Raw genomic sequence first — 20910 nt, 5'->3', positions numbered from 1 at the left:
TTACGCCCTCAATGCCAAACCACACGCTACCAGCAGGCGCGGGGCATCTTGCTCGATTTTCTCTCGGCTTACATTTTTTGAAAAATTCATACGCGAAAAAGGGTTGGCAATGCTGGTCGGTATATTGATATGTTCTTGTAATAACTGGGCAATATCCGAATATTTGGCAATTCCTCCTGCCAGCAAAATATAATCCACAAAAGTGTGCCTACTGGTAGAAAAAAAGAATTGCAAGCCACGTTTTACTTGCAATAAGATTGATTCCTTAAAAGGTTGTAAAATTTCACTTTTAAATTCGGCAGGCAAAGCATCTTGTTCCATCGCCGCTCTTGCTTCTTCAATCTTCATCCCATAACGCTGGACGATGGCTTCCATTAATTGCTTACCGCCAAATTCTTCTTCCCGAGAAAAAATAATTTTCATCCCGTATAAAATAAAGAAATGAGTGTAAACCTCGCCAATATCGATGATCGCTACAATTTTATTACTACCGCCTGCAGGCAATTCTGGAACAAATAATCTTGCCGTGCGCTCAATGACATAGGATTCCACATCGACAATTTTCGCTTCAAGACCTGCTTTTGTTACTGCAGCCACACGATTATTCACGTTTTCTGCTCGGGAAGCCACAATTAAAACATCCAGCATGGCTGAGTTTTTAGTCGATGGGCCCAATATATTAAAATCCAGATTAATTTCTTCAATGGCATAAGGAATGTATTTGTCAGCTTCTATAGTCACCAACTCCTCAATTTCCTCGTCCCTTAGTCCCTCATTGACTTGAATCATTCGACTAATGGCTGTTGAATCAGGCACAGCCAATGCGGCTTGCTTGCAGTTGAAATGTTCGGTGGTAAGCAGTTTTTTGATGGAGCCTGCAACCACATCCACATTTTTTATATTGACCCCTTCCATGGCTCCTTCCGGTAATGCAATTCGTCCATAAGCTTCAACACAAAACTGATCGCCATTTGCAGAAATTTCCAATATTTTTACGGAACTCGAGCTAATGTCTATGCCGAGGATGCGATGATGTTTAGGCTTAAATAACTTGAGCACGGTCATTCTCCATGTGCTGATTTCCTTTTCTTCTTTATAAAGGGCTATAATCTACTACGCTTGTCACAAAGAAATCATACAAATACTACCTCGTTGCATATTGCTAATACTAACGCAACTATAAAAAAATTGAAATTTTTTACAACTATGCTCCTTGCTAGCTGAGCAGCAATAAAATATATTCGATAATGAAGGACTTATAAGGAGACAGCCATGGCCACTTTAAGTGAAGTATTAACGGCACTCACCCGGGCCGTCGTCAGGTATAATTTTGCCAAAAAAAATATAACGGATCATGAGCGAGTTATAGAAGAGAATAAAGTTCAAACGATTCTTAAAAAACCAATAGTTGCCATACAAATTGATATAAACGAACTCATAGAAGCAGCAGATCACAATCGAAAGCCCTTGTTTGATTACCTTGCTCATATGATTTTTTCTATAAAAAATTATATGGACGCCTGCGAAAAACAAGAAGGATCTTTACCTATTTTAAGTAATAAATTACTGAAATTTTTACTGGATATAAACACCTTATTTTCAACCTTACAATCGAAATATATCCCCATAACTTATGATGAGAAAAATCAGAAAAATTTGCTAGGTTTTAAAAAAAGCTGGGCTTTGTCATCTTATTGTGAATCAGCGCTCATCTTGGAAGATACGTTATTTCTAACTCTGGGATTACGAGCAAATGCCTCGGAACAACAAATAAATACTGCTATCTCAAACTTATTGACGATAGAGAAATCGCTATTGAAAGCGGAATATCTGGAAAGAAAAAATAAAACGTTAACACTTGAACATCAGGATATGGCACAACGCCTGCAAGCAGTGGAACAAAAGCTTCAGGCGTCTCAAGCTTACATTAAAAGGATAACCACTGCGGCTGCTTTAAATGCTGTAAAGACAATAAACTCTGAAAAAAAGCCGTCTTCAATTCTTCCCACCACTCTTCATAGCCCAGGCATACCTACCTGGACAGCAGTTTTTTATCAGCAATTCCAAAAGCTGATGACGCCAGAATCCATGACTCCTGCGAACGCAGAAGATATAAACGCAGAAAATACAAAAGATGGGGAAAAGGAAGAAGAGGAACAAAGCATTTTTAGTTTTTTTAAGTAATTACTAAACTTAAAATCAATTTTGGGGATACAACATGTTATTCTTTAAAAAAAGACAAAAACAGACACGGCAGGAACCAGCCGCCAAAGATGCAGAATTTTCCAATAAGAACGAGGCATTCATTCATCCCCTTAAAAGACAAGCACCCTTAAGTGCAGGGGCTTTAGGATTATTAACCGCAAAAGTATTCACTGAAACTGCGCAAAATAAAAAAGAGCCGGCACCTAAGCAGCGGCTTTAATTTAGGTGTAAAGGATTTGTCATGTGACTTGACATATAGATTTATTTTTGAATAATTCACATTACATCCATAAATCGCGGTATAATCGCGCGTAGTCAATTAACGTGACATCATTTCAATGAAAAAAACCACATATTTTTGGCGTAAGGGGCTTTGGGCTTTACTGAGCTTGTTTTTTTTATTTCTGGTAGGCGCGAGTTTGCTTTATCTATATTTAGAAAGCCAATTACCCAATGTGGATTCTCTCAAAACCGTCCAGCTGCAAGTACCTTTGCGCATTTACACGCAAGATGGATTATTAATTCAGGAATATGGAGAAAAAAAACGTATTCCGGTTAATTATGAAGACATACCGCCTACCTTAATCCACGCCGTCCTGGCAACTGAAGATCAACGTTTTTTTGATCATCCCGGAGTCGATGTATTTGGTTTAGCGCGCGCAACGGTACGCATGATTCAAACAGGTACCAAGTCACAAGGCGGCAGTACAATTACCATGCAAGTTGCCCGTAATTTTTTCTTAAACCGTAAAAAAACGTTTTTACGCAAATTTAATGAAATCCTGCTGGCCATCAAAATCGATCGGGAACTGAGTAAAGAAAAAATTCTTGAATTATATTTAAATAAAATTTATTTGGGAAATCGTGCCTATGGCGTCGGCGCTGCAGCCCAAGTTTATTTTGGCAAGCCTTTGAAAGAACTTAACTTATCCCAACTAGCCATGATAGCCGGTTTGCCGCAAGCCCCATCCACACAAAACCCTATTGCCAACCCAGCCGCCGCGAAGAAAAGACGCGATCACGTTTTGGAGCGCTTGCTTGAAGAAAAATACATCACTGAAGCACAGTATCATGAAGCGATCAATGAGCCTGTTACTGTGGCTTATCATGGGGCTACACTGGAAATCAATGCTCCTTATGTAGCGGAAATGATTCGCCAGTCGCTATATGATCATTTTGGGCCAGATGCCTATACAAAAGGCTATAAAGTGTACACGACCATTAAGGCACCCTTGCAGAAAACAGCAAACACAGTGATTGAAGAAAACCTGCTCGCCTATGATCGCCGCCATGGTTATCGCGGTCCTGTAACCAATGTGGGAAAAATAAATCCATCCGCAGCAACCATGCAAAATGTTTTAGCTCCCTACTCCACGGTAGGCAATTTGCAACCAGCCCTAGTAATCAGTATGGAAGGAAAAGAAGCCACGGTCCTTTTGCGCAATGGCAATCGGGTAATTCTTCCCTGGGAAGGCATGTCTTGGGCCAGACCTGCTCTTAGAAATGGCTGGATGGGTAAGGCGCCAACTCAAGCCAAACAAATCGTAACGTCAGGCGATGTAATTTATGTGCGTTTTCACAATGACAAGTGGCAACTCGCGCAAATTCCCCAAGTTGAAGGAGCCTTGGTGGCATTAAACCCCAAAAGCGGTGCGATCGAAGCTTTAGTTGGAGGCTTTGATTTTCAACGCAGCAAATTCAATCGCGCGACACAATCCACCCGTCAACCTGGCTCCAGTTTTAAGCCTTTTATCTATGCAGCTGCCCTTAATAAGGGTTATACGCTGGCTACATTAGTTAATGACGCGCCCATCGTGGTGGATGACCCAAGTCAAGCCAACTTGTGGCGTCCACATAATGATAATCGTACGTTTAATGGCCCCACGCGTTTAAAAGAAGGTTTGGTACGCTCGCGCAATCTCGTTTCCATTCGCATTCTGGATGATATAGGCATTGATTATGCAGTAACTTTCATCACTCATTTTGGATTTAATAAAAAATCACTTCCCCACGCTTTATCTTTAGCATTGGGTAGCTTGTCCGTAAGCCCGATGGAATTAACGGCAGCCTATGCGGTTTTTGCAAACGGCGGTTACAAAATTGAGCCTTATTTAATTGATCATATTACGGACAATGATGGCAAGATATTATTACAAGCCAAACCCACACTAGTTTGTGAAGCCCAGTGTGAGGATAAAAACGTCGATCCGGATAATCTGGCTCCACGGGTAATTCCAGCTGATATTGCCTTTTTAATGAATTCAGCACTTAAAGGTGTAGTACAACACGGTACAGCCAGCCAGGCACGTGTACTCAACCGGCAAGATATTGCAGGAAAAACGGGTACTACCAATGACCAAGTTGATGCCTGGTTCGCTGGATATAATGCAGATCTTGTGGTCACGACGTGGGTAGGCTATGACACGCCTCACTCTTTGCATGAATATGCAGCGAGCCTAGCATTACCCATGTGGATTGATTTTATGAAAGTTGCCCTGCAAGGCAAACCTGAGCATGAGCTTAAGCAACCGGATAATGTAGTGGCTGTACGGATTGATCCAACTACCGGATTGTTGGCGCCTTCCAACCAAGCCAATGCAATCATTGAATATTTCCGTGAAGAAGAAATCCCAGGCATTGAAGAAGGTTCGTCAACCACCACATCTTCAGAAGAAGAAGTTGCAGAAAATTTATTTTAACCTCGTCCGTTGCCTGCTTTAAACTTCATTGACCTTCCCGCAGTAGAACCGCGGCAGGTCAATGCAGATTTAATTAAATTTTTTCTAAATTCATCAAAACATATTGGTTGAGCCATTTGCTTATGCTTGGTGGCAGAGCATAATGTGATGCTCTAGAGTGCTCTTTTAGCCCATCTATACCTGATTCTTCAAATTGGCTTCACCTCCTGATAGCCGTCTTTCTACTGAGTCCATAAAACACATGGATATGTAAATTAATAAAGCTCTTTTCCATAATAATTAGATATAAACTTATTTTCTCTCACAGATACCCCATATTCCTTTTTGAGGTATGCGTAATTACCAGGTCGACCATTTTAAAGCTAATAGCGCAGAAGAAGCAGCGAAGTGAATAAAACTCTATTCTCAATTCTTGCTTAAGTACTACTTATAAAAATTAAGGACCTTTGCTAGGTTTTGGCAGGTGGATAAGAAATTTAATCGGTTGGAAACTTTGAATTTACATAAACTTAGATCAGAGACTTACTCTCGAACTGCTGCAAATACCACGGCATGCATAAGCAAGGCAAAATTACCGCTATAAATCCTGCATCCTGTGGTTTGCTCACAGAATGCAGGGCTCACAATCTTTAGACACCAAGTCAGATGCCTGAAGCCTTTACCCTAAATAAGGCGACCATGCAGGTTCCTGAACATCACCATCGCGTGATGGCAGCCGCGTGCGTGCGCGCCCATCCACAGACACCATGGCTAGCACGCCTTTATCCTGGTAACGAGTTGCATACAATATTAAACGGCCATTGGGAGCTATGGATGGAGATTCGTCCATGGGTGAAAAAGTAAGTTTGGTGACTTGCCCTGTATCCATATTCTGCACACCAATATTAAAATGTCCATCTTCACGATGCAGCATCACCATTTGCCGTTGATTGGGTGTATAAGACGCCCGGGCGTTGTAGTTACCTGTAAATGTCATTCGGCTTATTTTCCCATCCGCTAAAGAGAGACGGTACACTTGCGGGGAACCACCGCGACCAGAGGTAAATAATAAAGAACGCCCGTCAGGTGAATAGCGAGGTTCGGTGTCGATCGCTTCCCCAAAAGTCAATTGCTTCATCGCCCCCGAAGACAAATCAACTGTATATATCTTGGGCGTGCCCGCTTTCGACAATACAACTGCTAACTCCCGTCCGTCTGGCGACCAAGCTGGGGCACCATTAATACCCGGAAAATCCGTCACTAAACGTCTTTTGCCCGTTTCCACTGAAACCGTAAAAATTTGCGCGCGCTTCTTTTCAAAAGAAACATAAGCAATTTGCCGGCCGTCTGGCGACCAGCTTGGCGACATGATCGGCTCAGAAGAAACCAATAAACTTTGCGGATTGTGTCCATCTACATCAGCAACTTCCAAAAAGTAGCGGGCATTTTTGCCATTCCGTTGCACCAGTACGTAGGCAATGCGGGTTGAGAAAACTCCCCGCTCCCCAGTCAGTTTTTGATAAACTTCATCGCTGATGTGATGAGCCAAAGCACGTAAGTCCTCGCTTCTTACCTGGTAACTTTTGCTAAGAAGCAACCTGCCATGAGCCGCTGCATCTGCCAATTCATAGTTGACATCATAATAATTGGAACCAATTTGATTCATGCGCGCCGATAAGACACTATCGGCTCCTGCCTCGCGCCACATGGCAACTGGGGCCGGATTACTGGTACCTGGCGTCTGGATGATTTTAAATTGTCCTGAAAAACGCAGATCTCCCTCAATAATGTCTTGCAACTGCGCAACCTGCTGCGCGCCTGAGAATGCATTGATCCCTATTGGCAAGGCGGCATTTACACCCTGCGTCAATTCAAGATCAACGGCTGCCAATGCAATTTGCGTGCATAAAAATAAAAATAAGCCACATAGTCGTTTAATCACAATCACCCCCTAACGTTCTCGGGTCTTACCGTTAAACTAATTTCTCGGAATACATTAAATGTATCAGGATCACTAGGCACAGGTAATGGCGAAGCTTTATAGATGGCAGATTGAGCCGATCGGTCCAGAACAGGATCACCACTACTGCGGGTCAAACTGACTTCAAGTACCGCACCGTTTGGAGCCAAACGGATACGAAATTGACTGGATAAACTGCTGTCTACATTTTCCGGTAAAATCCATTGTCGGCTGATTGCATTAATTATTAAAGCCTTATATTTATCAACCTCACCAGCAATCCGCGCATTTCTTTCAGCTTCCATCGCCGCCTGTTGTTGTGCAGCAAGACGTTTCTGTTCAGCTTCGGCACGAGCTTTTTCTTCCTGTTCTTTTTTCATGCGCGCCGCTTCGGCTGCTTTTTGTTTTTGCAATTCTGCTAATTTGGCTGCTTCTTCTTTTTGCTGCTTTTCCAATTGCAGCTGCTTCTTTTTCATCTCAGCCAATCTTTTTTCTTCCTCTTCCTTTTGTTTTGCCAGTTGCTTAAGGCGTTTTTGCTCCTCAGCAAGTTGCTTTTCACGCGCCAAAGCAAGTTTAGCAGCTTCATTTTTTAAGCGCTCTAAACGCTGCTGTTCTTCTATGCGGCGTTTGCGAGCGGCTTCCGCTTGTTGCGCAAGAGCACGCTGTCTGTTTTCTTCCGCCTGTTTTTCACGCAACCGCTCTGCTTTAAGTTGATTCACTGCCTTCGTTACTTCTTGTTGGTCAACACTTACGGCTTTTATAGCCTGCTCTTCCGGCTTGCTTTCTTGTACTGCAGTCTGGGGTAATGCAACTTCATTCTTGGCAGAAAGTTCTAATGTGGGTTGGGTGTTAGAGGGTTCTGCCAACAATAAAACGACAATGAGCAGATGCAATAAAATAGCACCGATAAAAGCGCTTTTGTAGCTTTCAAAATTCATCATGCCAAATCCTCCTGCGCCATGCCGGAAGAATCGGTTATTAACCCAACTTGTTCGGCACCTGCCTGTTTCAGCAAACTCATGGCAAGCACCACTTTACCGTAGGGAACCCCCTGATCACCTTTGACTAAAACATGCAGAGCCTGTTTTGCTTCCTTGGCCAATTCAAGCTGCGCCGCTACTTGCACCATCAAAGCCTGTGGCGCAATCGGAGTATTGGGTGTTGCACTGACATTTAGAAAGTATTCTCCATCACGGTTCACCGAGACAATGATCGGTTCACGATCTGCGGATTTAATGGTGTCACTGGCAGCTTTGGGTAAATCAACGGTTACTCCTTGAGTGAGCATGGGGGCGGTAATCATAAAAATTACCAGCAATACCAACATCACATCGATGTAAGGAACCACATTAATTTCAGCCACAGGGGCTGAGCGACGCATATTTTTTTTCATCTTTTATCCTCTTGCAGGCAACACCGTTTGCTGTGCAATCAGAGCAATCAATTCCTCCTGGAATAAATCATAACGATCAAGCAACGTATTGGCCCGCGTGCTAAAACGGTTATACGCAATAACCGCAGGTATGGCGGTAAAAAGACCCAACGCTGTTGCAACCAATGCTTCCGAAATACCTGGCGCCACCATGGCTATAGTAGCTTGCTGAGCATGCCCTAAAGCCTGGAACGAAGTCATAATCCCCCAAACCGTGCCAAATAACCCCACATAAGGAGCAATGGAGCCAATCGATGCAAAGAGGGAAAGATGCTGTTCCAAACGCTCAGCCTCTTTTGCATGACTGATTTGCATGACGCGCTGAATGGGTTCCAGTAATACACTGCCGTGTTTGCGCAAACGCAGGAATTCTTTAAAACCTGAATAAAAGATTGCCGTTAAACCCTGCCGTTCTTCATTGCGATTATCCAAGTCAGAATAAAGCTTGCTTAAATCAGAAGAATCCCAAAAGCGGTTGCTGAATGCCTCGTACTGTTTTTTTATCCGTTTAAAATACCAGGCGCGCTGCAGTATTAATGTCCAGGAAATGATGGACGCTGCCAGCAAGATAAGCATCACCGTTTTGACTACTAATCCTGCTTGAAAAAAATAACCCAATACATTTGCGTTACCCACGTTTTACTCCTCCAATCCACTCTGCAGGGATGCGTTTCGGCTTTAAGGCTTCATTAACGCAAACCACTTGTACCTTTACTTCGCTTAATAAAATACCCGATTGATTGTGCATAACTTGATTAAATTGTAAAACTGCCGCACTTTTAAGTACGCAGCAAGTTTTAATTTCTAGAGAATCCTCAAGACGAGCTGGAGAAAAATATTGTATATGCACATCATGAATGGCGAAATATGTATCATGTCTTGCCATCGTAGTCAAAGATAATCCATGCTCACGCAGCATTTCCGTGCGTGCTCTGTCAAAAAACTCTAAAAAGCGGGCATGATAAACCACTCGCATGAAATCGATGTCTGCAGCATAAACCCGCAGGTTAAGTGTGTGTTCGCTATTCAAAAGCATGAGTTAACCATTTTCCATGATTAAACCAAAATGCTGGTAAGCCAGCTGCGTTGCAACCCGCCCTCTCGGGGTACGCATTAAAAAGCCTTGTTGAATAAGATAAGGCTCCAAGACATCTTCGATGGTTGTTTTTTCTTCGCCAATGGCTGCGGCAATGCTGTCAATTCCTACCGGACCGCCGCTGAAACGCTCAACGATGGCTAACAATAGCTTTCTATCCATCACGTCAAAACCATTCGCATCGACGTGCAGCATTTCCAAAGCCATCCGGGCAGTTTCCTGACTTATAACCCCATTGCCTTTTACTTCCGCATAATCGCGCACACGGCGCAGCAACCTGTTGGCTATCCGCGGGGTACCGCGTGCACGAATGGCGATTTCGCGCGCACCTGCAGGTTCAGTTTGCACGCCAAGCAGCCTGGCTGAACGAGTAACGATATACGTTAACGCGTCGACCGTATAAAACTCCAAACGTTGCACAATACCAAAACGATCGCGCAAAGGCGAAGTCAACGATCCAGCCCGGGTCGTTGCACCGATTAATGTGAAAGGCGGCAGCTCAAGTTTAATGGAACGCGCTGCCGGTCCTTCCCCGATCATAATATCCAGTTTGTAATCTTCCATGGCCGGATAAAGTATTTCTTCAATGACTGGGCTTAGACGATGGATTTCATCGATAAATAACACGTCATTTTCTTGCAGGTTGGTAAGAATAGCGGCGATATCACCAGCGCGCTCCAGCACAGGGCCTGAGGTTTGTCTAAGATTAACCCCCATCTCATGAGCGATGATATTAGCCAGGGTGGTTTTCCCTAAGCCTGGCGGCCCAAAAATGAGTACGTGATCCAACGCATCGCGCCGCTTTAGCGCGGCGTCAATGAAAATCCGCATTTGGGTACGCACTTCATCCTGACCAATGTACTCGTCAAGATTTAAAGGCCTAATCGCTCTATCGATAGCTTCCTCAGAAGCAGCGGCTTGCATGCTGATTAAACGGTCACTTTCCAGCATAAGAATATGGGATTTGAAGATGATAAGAGATTTTAACATAGCTTTTGTGGAATGGCTGCACAAAAGTAGTGAGGCAAAACGTAAGAGGTAGGCAGTAGACTGTCAGTGCGAGAAACCAGAACTTACTCATCGTTTAATCTTGCTTATAATTTTTAAAGTTTTCGCCTCAGTTTTTTGTAATTGATCGTTAAAAACAAGCACAGTTTTTCTCATGTTGGCCGCAGGCGTTGAGAAAACCAGCAACATAAAGAATTGTCCATCTACCCGCAAACTCACCTGCTCAAATTGATAGGGTTCACCAGAATAATTTTCCAAAAGCCATTGTTTGCCGCGATAAGAAATTTTGTGGATATTCGGCATGGCGGTACCAAGTTTTGCACAACACAAAAAAATCAGCACCAGCATGAGGAACACACAATAAATAAAAGGCAGCATAGACTGCCACAAGGAAATGAGTGCACCCAGATGGATAAGAAAAAAAAGCTTGTAAAAATCCTTAGAGGGGTTAAGGGTTACTGTGAAATCGGATGAGGGAAACAATTTCGCTGAACTCCTCTGCAGGCTGCATTTGTCCCATCAGGCATGCATACAATTCGGGATCAGAATAATTAAGTAATTGCTCAAATAAATCTACTTGCTCTTCAGTTAAGCGATCAAATCCGTTTGCCAGAAAGCGGGTCAATAACAAATCCAATTCCAGCATGCCACGCCGGCAATTCCAACTGATTTTAGCTTTTCTAAACGACGTTTTCATGAAACTCCAAACATCTAACTCATTTGCTCATAATGACTAACTCTCATAAAGCAGGTAATGCTACACTAACTATTTTTGAACAGCAAACGGTGGCTTTCGCTATGGTTTACATCAACAATCGTGCACTGACTGTTTTTTCCCCCCTTGCAGAGGAACTGAAGTTTTCCCCGGGTAAAAACTATCTATTTGATTTGTCTTATTTACACATCATGAAGGTCAATGGCATCCAGGCAGAGACATTCCTGCAGGGACAATTGACGTGCGATGTACGCCAAGTAACTGCCCAACAAATGCAGCCAGGGGCATCATGTGATTTGAAAGGTCGTGTTGTGGCCTTACTGGATGTAGTAAACTGGCATGGATTACATTTAATCCTGCCAGCTGATCTTTTTAAAACAGTGCAGGGGGCATTAGCTAAAGTTGCCTTGTTTTCCAAGGTTAATTTAGAAGATGCCGAGCTTATGCATGCCTTTGGTTTTTATCATCAAAACCCGGCGGATCCCATTCCTTTTAACATACAGTTGCCCGGTGAACGGCTGCATATGACACAAACAGAATCTTATTGCTGTTACTCGCTAGGGAATGGTTTATATATTTTTTTACTAAATCATAATGAAGCTGAGTTAATTTCTTCTTTATTCAAGGCACAGCACCAATGGCGAGGCTCATTAGCATGGCACTTCTTACAATTGCAGCATCGACAATTTGAAATTTATCCCGAATCGAGCGGTCTCTTCCTGCCACAACGCCTGGGCTTACAACATTCAGGACACATCAGTTTTAATAAAGGCTGTTACAAGGGACAGGAAATCATTGCACGCATGCACTACCGCAGTAAACCTAAACATGAAATGAAGCTGTTTCAAATTACTGTGGATCCCTCATTGTTACAGTCCGGAAAAAAACTATGGACAGAAGATGGTAAAAGCGAAATCGGAGAAATTGTCGATTTTTGCCCTACAGCAGATGGTAAATTCTTAGTATTAGGCAGTGTTGTCTTTGAGCACCCGGACATGGTTTTGCTTGCCGAAACACAAATCAGCATGCGCCTGCTTCCCTATGATGAAACTTAAGTTTCTTTAGATACAGATTTTTTCCAGCACCACAGCATCTTCAATGCCTTGTTCATCACAGTAATAGGCTGTTTTTGTTCCAACTTTCTCAAAGCCCATTTTTTGATATAAACTAAGGGCTGCCGTGTTGCTGGGCCTTACCTCCAGCACTACCTTACTGACTTCAATTTCATTCAGTGATTTGATGAGTTGCCCCAATAAGAAGCGCCCATAATGTTTGCCTTGCTGAGCAGGAGTTATGCATAAATTTAATACATGACATACATTGCCATGATAACGGGCGATAATGTACCCAACAATTTCTTTTCGTTCTGTAGCAAGCAACTCAAGTACACGACAATCATACCCTACCAGAACGCAGTCGCTCAGGATATTACGGCTCCAAGGAGCCCGATGTGCCATGAGCTCAATCGCATACACTTCGTCAATATCGTCAGTTTGCATGGGACGCACATGGGGTCGCATATCTTATCCTTTGACAGTGGCGCATCAAAACGCAACCGGCACCTAGTATCCTTGGATAAAGCGGGCGTGTAGCAGGCAGGCGTGATTCGTGCAGCACTAACCACGCTTACCTATTGCCACCGCCATCCAAGGCAGCACATTAATCCTTTTTCTTCTTTTTAGGCATGTACAGATCGGTAATAGAACCTTCAAATATTTCCGCTGCTTGTGCAATGGTTTCTGAAAGAGTCGGATGCGGATGGATGGTTAACGCAATATCTTCTACATCACAACCCATTTCAATAGCCAATGCAGCCTCGGAAATAAGATCGCCCGCATTAATGCCCACGATTCCAGCTCCGAGAATGCGACGGGTTTCAGGACAAAACAACAGTTTGGTTATTCCCTCTTCACGTCCCATACTTAAAGCACGGCCACTGGCCATCCATGGGAAAGATGCTTTCTCAAATGAAATGTTTTGCGCTTTAGCTTCTTTTTCAGTCAAACCTACCCAGGCAATTTCCGGATCAGTATAAGCCACGCTGGCAATGCATTTCGGATCAAAGTAATGTTTTTTGCCCGCGATGACTTCTGCAGCAACTTTTCCTTCTGGGATGGCTTTATGTGCCAGCATGGGTTGACCGACCACATCGCCAATAGCAAAAATATGCGAAACATTGGTGCGCATTTGCTTGTCAACAGGAATAAATCCGCGCTCATCGACCTTCACGCCAGCCTCTTCAGCTGCAATGGTGTGGCCATTGGGTTTACGGCCAACCGCAACTAAAACCTGCTGGAAACATAACGGTTTGCCGGTAGCATGCTCGCCTTCCATAGAAACATAAATACCATCTTGTTTGGCATCAATTTGGGTCACTTTTGTTTTGAGCAGGAATTTAACACCTTTTTTGCTCATGCGTTTTTGCAAGACATGAACGAGATCAGCATCTGCACCTGGAATAAGCTGATCCATAAACTCAACGACAGTGACTTCTACACCCAAGGCCGAGTATACGGTTGCCATTTCCAAACCGATAATACCGCCACCTAAAACGAGCATATTTCCCTTAATATCTGCCAATTCCAAAGCACCTGTTGAACTGAATATGCGCTTATCTTTCGGAATAAATGGCAGATTTACTGATTCGCTTCCCACAGCAATAATAGCGTGTTCAAAAGCGATTTTAACATTACCTTCTTTACCTTCTACGCTTAACTCATGAGTACCTGAGAATTTTGCATTTCCAGTGACTACCTGAACTTTACGTTGTTTAGCCAAAGCGTTTAAACCACCTGTTAACTTGCCAACAACCGAGTTTTTCCAAGCCACCAGCTTTTCACTATCAAACTCAGGTTTGCCCAAATTCACACCTAATTCTGCCATTTCATGCGCTTCATCCACTACTTTCGCAACATGTAATAAAGCTTTGGAGGGTATGCAACCAACATTCAAGCAAACGCCTCCCAACGTATCAAAACGCTCGACCAAAACCACACTTTTTCCCAAATCCGCAGCACGGAAGGCTGCCGTATAGCCTCCTGGACCACTTCCAATTACCACTACATCAGTTTTAATCTGTTCTGTCATGTTAAAGCCTCATAGCACTACTACAATAAAATTTTGCGGATATCGCCCAAACTGTCGCTGATGAAGCGGGTAAACCGCGCAGCCTCAGCCCCGTCAATGACCCGATGATCATAAGATAGGGATAATGGCAGCATCAATCGAGGCTTGAACTCACCATCCAGATACACCGGTTTAATGCTTGCGCGGGATAAGCCAAGAATTGCGACCTCAGGACTGTTTACAATAGGTGTAAATGCCGTGCCCCCAATACCCCCCAGGCTTGAAATCGTAAAACAACCACCACTCATATCCGCTGGCATTAATCCTTTCTCCCTGGCTTTGCTGCTTAACCGCCCCATTTCTTTGGCAATTTCAATCACAGACAAGGTATCCACTTGTTTAATCACAGGAACAACCAAGCCATTCGGCGTTTCAACCGCGACACCGATATTGAAATATTGTTTGTAAATTAAATTTTCACCACTCGCATCCAAAGAGGCATTAAATTGCGGATACATCGTTAATGCTTTGCTTACGACTTTGCATACGAAAGCCAATATCGTCAATTTAACATCAGCATGCTTGCTATTGTTTATTTCGGATTTACGGAAAGCTTCCAACTCAGTGATATCAGCTTCGTCAAATTGCGTCACATGCGGGATGGTGATCCATGAGCGATGCACGTTAGCACCGGTTAAGCGTTTAATTTTATTTAGAGGTTTAACCTCAATGCTACCGAACTTAGCAAAATCAATGCTTGCCGCGGGTGGAAGCGTAAAACCACCGGTAGATTTTTCTTGTAATTTGGTTTTGACAAATTGCTGTACATCTTCTTTAGTAATGCGAGACTTGCGTCCACTGCCTGCAACTTGCTGTAAATCCACCCCTAATTCTCGCGCCAAACGACGCACTGCAGGACCTGCCGCAATGGAGCCGCCATTTTCGGCAGCAGCTTCGCCATCTACGCCTTCACTTTGTTTTTTATCTTCAGTTTGAGGTGCTGCTGGTGAAGCTGCTTCAGTTGGGGCAGTTTCCTGCGCCTGTTCTCTGGCAGGAGCTTTCTTAGGCTCTGCTTCTTGCTCCGCTTCTTCTTTTTCAGTCGGTTCAGCTTCAGCAGAAGTTAGCGTCAAGATAACATCGCCCTCGGACACTTTATCACCCACCTTAATGCGTAATGCTTTAACCACGCCAGCTGCGGGTGAAGGGATTTCCATACTTGCCTTGTCTGACTCCAAGGTAACCAAAGAAGTATCGACGCTGATTTCATCGCCTTCTTTGACCAATACTTCAATTACATCGACATTGGCGGCACCCCCAATGTCCGGGATTTTTATTTCTTTTTCGTTCGCCATACATTTCCTCATCTCATTGCGTACCTGTAGCACGCATCAGCTTCCAGGTCTTAACCGCTGGATGACTAATGAATCATCCAGATTGAAGCCTTGTTATTTAATTTAAGGTAAATAACCCTGCAAGTTAACTGATTGCCGGATCTATTTTCTCTGCATCGATGCCATAACGTTTTTGTGCCTCTGCCACTACAGATTTGGGCAACTCGCCTTGCTCAGCCAAAGCATCCAGTGCAGCCAGGGCAATAAACTTGGCATCTACTTCAAAAAAGTGCCGTAATTTTGCACGGGTATCACTGCGCCCATAACCATCTGTTCCCAATGTAACGTAGTGATTTTGCACAAAAGGTCTGATTTGATCAGCGTATAAACGCATATAATCCGTCGCAGCAATGATTGGACCCTTGCGGCCGTCTAATAATTGATTGACATAGCTTTGCTTTGGAGCTTGTTCAGGATGCATGCGGTTATAGCGCTCAACTGCTAATCCATCACGGCGCAGCTCTGTGAAACTGGTAACGCTCCAGATGTCAGAAGAAATGGAAAAATCCTTTTCCAACATTTCGGCTGCTGCAATCACTTCACGCAAGATCGTACCGCTGCCCAAGAGTTGAATATGCTGTTTTTTAGGTGCTGAAGTTTCTTTCAAGAGGTACATGCCTTTTATGATCCCTTCTTCCACACCTTCCGGCATATCCGGGTGATGGTAATTTTCATTCATAAGGGTAATGTAATAAAATACATTTTCCTGTTTTTCATACATACGGCGTAAGCCATCCTGAATGATTACTGCCACTTCATAGGCATAAGTTGGGTCGTAAGCCACGCAGTTAGGTATCGTTGAAGCCAATAACAGGCTATGCCCGTCCTGGTGTTGCAGACCTTCCCCGGCCAACGTAGTACGGCCGGCAGTACCACCTAATAAAAAGCCGCGCGCACGCATGTCGCCAGCTGCCCAAGCCAAGTCCCCAATGCGCTGGAAACCAAACATGGAATAATAAATGTAAAAAGGGATCATTGGCAGTTTGTTTGTGCTGTAGGAAGTGGCTGCTGCTATCCAAGAACAGAAAGCACCTGCTTCATTAATCCCCTCTTCCAAAATTTGCCCATCGCGTGCTTCGCGGTAATACATCACTTGCTCGCGGTCAACAGGAGTGTATAGTTGTCCCACTGGTGAATAAATACCAATCTGCCGAAATAAACCTTCCATGCCAAAAGTACGGCATTCATCAGGAATAATGGGCACGATGCGTTGGCCAATTTCCTTATCTTTTAATAACGCCGTTAAAAGACGCACAAAAGCCATGGTGGTAGAAATTTCACGCTCCCCTGAGCTTTTGGTTATCACGGAAAAAGCAGACAAATCCGGAATTTGCAGAGATTCGCATTCCGTATTGCGTGCCGGCAAATATCCGCCTAATGCCTCGCGCTGTTTGCGTAAAAATTGCACTTCCGGGCTGTCTTCACTGGGTCGATAAAACGGGATTTGCGTGATTTCCTCATCCGAGATGGGGATGCTAAAACGATCGCGAAAAGCACGCAGTTGTTCAATGCTCATTTTCTTTTGTTGATGGGTAATGTTCATCCCTTCGCCGGCAGCCCCCATCCCATAACCTTTAATGGTTTTAGCTAAAATAACAGTGGGATTGCCTTTATGCTCAACTGCTTGGGCATAGGCAGCATAAACCTTCTGGGCATCATGGCCACCGCGATTCAAGCGCCATATTTCTTCATCAGACAGGTGTTCAACCATTTTTTTCAATTCGGGATATTGGCCAAAGAAATGCTCGCGAACATAAGCTCCATCGTTGGCTTTATAACTTTGATAATCCCCGTCCACGCATTCTTCCATGCGTTTTTGCATGATGCCATTTTTATCGCGTGCAAATAAAGGATCCCAGCGTCCGCCCCAAATAACTTTAATGACATTCCAGCCCGCACCACGGAATAAACCTTCTAATTCCTGAATAATTTTACCATTGCCACGCACAGGTCCATCCAAACGCTGGAGGTTACAGTTCACCACAAAAATAAGGTTATCTAATTTCTCCCGGGCAGCTATGGACAAAGCTCCTACGGATTCTGGCTCATCCATTTCCCCATCGCCTAAGAAAGCCCAAACTTTCCGCCCTTCTGCCTTGATTAGACCACGATTTTCCAAATACTTCAGGAAACGAGCTTGATAAATAGCTTGTAAAGGCCCTAATCCCATGGACACCGTTGGAAACTGCCAGAAATCTTTCATTAGCCAAGGATGCGGGTAAGATGACAAACCATTTACTTCCACTTCCTGCCTAAAATGATCAAGTTGTTGCTCAGATAATCTGCCTTCCAAAAAAGCACGCGCGTAAATACCAGGAGAAGAATGCCCCTGTATGTACACTAAATCGCCGCCATTTTTATGCGGGCCTTTAAAGAAGTAGTTAAAACCGACTTCATAAAGGGTGGACGCGGAAGCATAAGTGGCAATATGCCCGCCTAACTCCGGCTCATATTTGCCAGCACGAAGCACCATGGCTACTGCATTCCAACGGATTAAAGCATTAATACGTTTAACTATGCCTTCATCCGGCGGCATTTGTTTTTCTTCATAAGTTTTAATGGTGTTACGGTAAGGCGTATGGATGGTCGTACTTCCGAGTTGAACTCCCTCTGCCATTGCCTTATTTAATAATTCTTTTAATAAAAAAGTTGCGCGTTCATTGCCATCCTGAGCAAGCACATCCTGCAGGGCATCCAGCCACTCTTTTGTTTGGATAGGATCAATATCGTTTATTTTTTCATTTGCCATTGGACTTTCCCCGCCTCTACAGACTCTAACAGCAAGCCGGTGCAACTTGCAGACGTTTATGAATAACTCCAGAGCATGCTTTTAAGCATACTCGATAATCCGCACCGCATTCACAGGTCGTTTTGCGGCATTGTAGTGGATCGCGGTAGGATTTCAACTCGCGCGTGATAATGCCGCCCCGCAAACATTCTTCTTTTTTGTATTGGTTATAACTCCTTTCGGCAGCCCGATTTGCGCGTGCTGCACATTGTCGGCAACTATTATCGCATACTTGTTGACAGATACTAAGGCGCTCCAGGCAAGCGTTTTTACAAGCAACAGGAACTTGCACATGACGGGATGCATTGCATCCCGTCATGAAAATAAACATAAGACAAACAAGAAAACGGGTAATAGGCATCATAACTCTTCTCAGGGGGTTAATAATGGATTATAGCCAAGCGACCAAAGTAAAAAAGGCCAAAAAAACCAATAGCACGATAACCGCATGCTCCACCAGCATTTCGGCATGTGGCATTGGTGTCTGCTCATTCTTTTCAAAACCCACAGCCTGCAAGCCACAACCGCTTAACATGGTTTGATTTTTCTCAGGAGAAGCAAAAAATAGCTCGGAAAAACAACTAAAACCCGCTTGAAAATTGCCTACTAACAAATAAAGTAAAGAAGTTAACTTGGCTGGTGCCCAATCTAGGATGCCGGTCAGCCAAGCTGCTTGTCTTTGGACCGTTTCATCTCGCTGGCATAAAGAAATCAAGCGGTAAATCACCACACCCACTGGACCTGAAACAATGTACCAAAAAATGACTGCAAACAATTGTCCATTGACTTGCGCTAAGTAATCGCCTACTTCAATAGAAGTAATTTCTTTTTCCTTTTCCAATCGCTTTGCATAAAAAGGGTTATCTGGGCCAAGGCAATAATAAAATACGAAGATATTCAATATTAACCCAACAAAACCAAATACCTTATCCTCAACCAGATAGAATAGCGCAAAGACTGCAAGCGCGATCGGTAATATGAGACTGGCAAGGATACCCCAGGCATTTATCCCTGTTTTGGATAAATTCAGCTTCATTGCATTTGCGTAACGGCTAAACCAATAAAACCGCGAGTGGGCACTTGCGTGCATTAAATAACGCTCACTTAAAAGACAAAGTACAATAACCAAAAGTTTCATCATGAACCCCTACTAATATTTGCAGCTTCCAATCGCAATCTGTAATTTCTGCAAAAGTTTGCTTGGTTAACAATAGAAGAAATCTGTCTTCTTAATCCTTGCGCATGCCTTCGGATAAAGACATGGGCGTAGGATACTTTAATACCACCACATAGGACGAGACAATAAATGTTAAAATTGTAGTGGCTTGGATTAAATTGGATGCCACCTCGGAAATTAATTTGCTGCTCAACGCAAGACTTGCCACGAGCAGGGAGAATTCGCTTGCTTGCCCTAAGCGGATACCAACTTCCTTGGAAACCTGCTTTTTTTCCCCGGCTTTTACCAATAATAAATAAAATCCCAAAGGCTTTAGGATTAAAATAAGCGCGGCCAGGATACAGGCGGGGATGACTACTTGCGCTGCAAAACCAAAATTGAACGTAGAACCTACCGAAAAGAAAAACATCACCAGGAAAAAATCACGCAAAGGCTTCAGGCTTTCTGCAATAAAAAGTGAAATCGGACTTGCTGCCAAGGCAACTCCAGCGACAAATGCACCAATGTCTTCGGATAAACCCATTTTCTGCCCCAAAATGGACACCCCCAAACACCAACCAATGGATAGCAAGAATACATATTCTTGCGTGCGATCAAATCTTGCCAGCAATTTGACTAAGACATAGCGTTCTGCTGCAAACGAAAAAAATATCAACGCTGGAAGCGCAACTCCTACCAAAATTAAATTGTCCCAAGATAAACCATTGCCTTGCTGTGCCCCATTGATCAAAATTAAAACTACGATAGCAATTAAATCTTGCATCAACAACACACTTATCATTACTTCCCCGGTATGTTGATGATGAAGTATTGTAGTGGGCAATAATTTCAGGCCGATGATGGTACTTGAAAACATCATAGCGGCGCCAAGTATCCAGGATTCTGCCTCTGTTAAACCAAACCATCTTCCGATCAAGTAGGAAATAAAAGCAAAAAATATCGAACTTAATACAGCAACCCAAGTGACTTTTTTAAGCATGTGCAGCAAATTTTGCGGCTGCAGGTGCAAGCCTAGCAAAAATAAAAGAAATACGATTCCCATATCGCCCACTTGCTGAACGGCGCTTAAGTCTGTAATTAATTTTAAACCCCATGGACCTAATGCAGCCCCTAGCAAAATATAAGCCACCAACAAGGATTGTTTGGTGTAGAGCACAACGGTGGAGAAAATGGCAGCGCCAGCAAAAATGAGAAAAATAGTGTAAAAAACCGAACCATCATGCATATAGTCAATACCCCACAATAAATATAGCTCCCTCCATCTTAAGGAAGTCAGCTGCCGCTTAAACAATGGCCATGTATTGTAAAATACAAAAGAAGATACTCGATTCGTATTAAGGAAGAAAGGGAAAAGAGTCACACATCTAAAATAAGAATCTTAGCGCGTTCCTCTC

Annotated in this window: 20 protein-coding genes; 4 read left to right on the top strand and 16 right to left on the bottom strand. The window is 43.6% G+C overall.

Annotated elements, in window-relative coordinates:
• Complete coding sequence (pilM, locus tag NKV53_RS09040) at positions 1 to 1059, bottom strand: type IV pilus assembly protein PilM (RefSeq protein ID WP_253351006.1); 1059 nt, start codon at positions 1057 to 1059, stop codon at positions 1 to 3.
• A 213-nt stretch (positions 1060 to 1272) separates the two neighbouring features.
• Here pilM and NKV53_RS09035 point away from each other — a divergent pair, with 213 nt between their 5' ends.
• The 3 genes from NKV53_RS09035 to NKV53_RS09025 all read left to right on the top strand — a co-directional run bounded on the left by NKV53_RS09035 (position 1273) and on the right by NKV53_RS09025 (position 4904).
• Positions 1273 to 2184: a hypothetical protein gene (locus NKV53_RS09035; RefSeq protein WP_126953889.1), complete on the top strand. Its 912-nt coding sequence runs from the start codon at positions 1273 to 1275 to the stop codon at positions 2182 to 2184.
• Between the two features lie 34 nt (positions 2185 to 2218).
• Positions 2219 to 2425 (top strand): hypothetical protein, encoded by a 207-nt coding sequence (locus NKV53_RS09030; protein ID WP_126953890.1) that lies wholly within the window; start codon positions 2219 to 2221, stop codon positions 2423 to 2425.
• A gap of 118 nt (positions 2426 to 2543) precedes the next feature.
• Complete coding sequence (locus NKV53_RS09025; protein ID WP_126953891.1) at positions 2544 to 4904, top strand: penicillin-binding protein 1A; 2361 nt, start codon at positions 2544 to 2546, stop codon at positions 4902 to 4904.
• 658 nt (positions 4905 to 5562) lie between these two features.
• On the opposite strand, the gene tolB is transcribed toward NKV53_RS09025, so the two are convergent.
• The 8 genes from tolB to NKV53_RS08985 all read right to left on the bottom strand — a co-directional run bounded on the left by tolB (position 5563) and on the right by NKV53_RS08985 (position 11076).
• Complete coding sequence (gene tolB, locus NKV53_RS09020; RefSeq protein WP_126953892.1) at positions 5563 to 6825, bottom strand: Tol-Pal system beta propeller repeat protein TolB; 1263 nt, start codon at positions 6823 to 6825, stop codon at positions 5563 to 5565.
• Between the two features lie 2 nt (positions 6826 to 6827).
• Entirely contained in the window at positions 6828 to 7784 is a 957-nt protein-coding gene (gene tolA, locus NKV53_RS09015) for a cell envelope integrity protein TolA (protein WP_126953893.1), read from the bottom strand.
• Positions 7781 to 8236, bottom strand: coding sequence for a protein TolR (gene tolR / locus NKV53_RS09010; protein ID WP_253351005.1), 456 nt, complete (start codon positions 8234 to 8236; stop codon positions 7781 to 7783). Before tolR ends, tolA begins: the two co-directional genes overlap by 4 nt.
• Before the next feature lie 3 nt (positions 8237 to 8239).
• Positions 8240 to 8911: a protein TolQ gene (gene tolQ / locus NKV53_RS09005; protein WP_126953895.1), complete on the bottom strand. Its 672-nt coding sequence runs from the start codon at positions 8909 to 8911 to the stop codon at positions 8240 to 8242.
• Positions 8904 to 9311, bottom strand: coding sequence for a YbgC/FadM family acyl-CoA thioesterase (locus NKV53_RS09000; RefSeq protein WP_126953896.1), 408 nt, complete (start codon positions 9309 to 9311; stop codon positions 8904 to 8906). Before NKV53_RS09000 ends, tolQ begins: the two co-directional genes overlap by 8 nt.
• Before the next feature lie 3 nt (positions 9312 to 9314).
• On the bottom strand, positions 9315 to 10322 hold the full coding sequence (gene ruvB, locus NKV53_RS08995; protein WP_126953948.1) for a Holliday junction branch migration DNA helicase RuvB: 1008 nt from the start codon (positions 10320 to 10322) through the stop codon (positions 9315 to 9317).
• 126 nt (positions 10323 to 10448) lie between these two features.
• The gene (locus NKV53_RS08990) at positions 10449 to 10757 is read right to left on the bottom strand and encodes a hypothetical protein (protein ID WP_126953897.1); all 309 of its coding nucleotides are present in this window, start codon (positions 10755 to 10757) and stop codon (positions 10449 to 10451) included.
• Between the two features lie 70 nt (positions 10758 to 10827).
• Positions 10828 to 11076 carry a succinate dehydrogenase assembly factor 2 gene (locus NKV53_RS08985; RefSeq protein ID WP_126953898.1) on the bottom strand — a complete coding sequence of 83 codons (249 nt, stop codon included), beginning with the start codon at positions 11074 to 11076 and terminating at the stop codon, positions 10828 to 10830.
• A 32-nt stretch (positions 11077 to 11108) separates the two neighbouring features.
• Here NKV53_RS08985 and NKV53_RS08980 point away from each other — a divergent pair, with 32 nt between their 5' ends.
• On the top strand, positions 11109 to 12149 hold the full coding sequence (locus NKV53_RS08980) for a folate-binding protein YgfZ (RefSeq protein WP_127032729.1): 1041 nt from the start codon (positions 11109 to 11111) through the stop codon (positions 12147 to 12149).
• 6 nt (positions 12150 to 12155) lie between these two features.
• Here NKV53_RS08980 and rimI read toward each other — a convergent pair whose 3' ends face one another.
• The 7 genes from rimI to NKV53_RS08945 form a co-directional block, all read right to left on the bottom strand.
• Positions 12156 to 12614, bottom strand: coding sequence for a ribosomal protein S18-alanine N-acetyltransferase (gene rimI / locus NKV53_RS08975; protein ID WP_126953900.1), 459 nt, complete (start codon positions 12612 to 12614; stop codon positions 12156 to 12158).
• 139 nt (positions 12615 to 12753) lie between these two features.
• On the bottom strand, positions 12754 to 14181 hold the full coding sequence (gene lpdA, locus NKV53_RS08970) for a dihydrolipoyl dehydrogenase (protein ID WP_126953901.1): 1428 nt from the start codon (positions 14179 to 14181) through the stop codon (positions 12754 to 12756).
• Between the two features lie 20 nt (positions 14182 to 14201).
• Positions 14202 to 15512, bottom strand: coding sequence for a dihydrolipoyllysine-residue acetyltransferase (gene aceF / locus NKV53_RS08965; RefSeq protein WP_126953902.1), 1311 nt, complete (start codon positions 15510 to 15512; stop codon positions 14202 to 14204).
• A gap of 124 nt (positions 15513 to 15636) precedes the next feature.
• Positions 15637 to 18300, bottom strand: coding sequence for a pyruvate dehydrogenase (acetyl-transferring), homodimeric type (gene aceE, locus NKV53_RS08960; RefSeq protein ID WP_126953903.1), 2664 nt, complete (start codon positions 18298 to 18300; stop codon positions 15637 to 15639).
• 25 nt (positions 18301 to 18325) lie between these two features.
• Entirely contained in the window at positions 18326 to 18703 is a 378-nt protein-coding gene (locus NKV53_RS08955) for an acyltransferase (RefSeq protein WP_126953904.1), read from the bottom strand.
• A gap of 27 nt (positions 18704 to 18730) precedes the next feature.
• A complete protein-coding gene (locus tag NKV53_RS08950) occupies positions 18731 to 19480 on the bottom strand; it encodes a hypothetical protein (RefSeq protein WP_325049357.1) in 750 nt (249 codons plus the stop codon).
• A gap of 88 nt (positions 19481 to 19568) precedes the next feature.
• Positions 19569 to 20741, bottom strand: coding sequence for a cation:proton antiporter (locus NKV53_RS08945; RefSeq protein WP_126953905.1), 1173 nt, complete (start codon positions 20739 to 20741; stop codon positions 19569 to 19571).
• Positions 20742 to 20910: the final 169 nt, after the last annotated feature.

Source organism: Legionella sp. 27cVA30, assembly GCF_024160945.1.
GTDB lineage: Bacteria > Pseudomonadota > Gammaproteobacteria > Legionellales > Legionellaceae > Legionella_A > Legionella_A septentrionalis.
The sequence above is the reverse complement of the archived record's forward strand: the minus strand, read 5'-3'. Positions and strand labels throughout refer to the sequence as shown.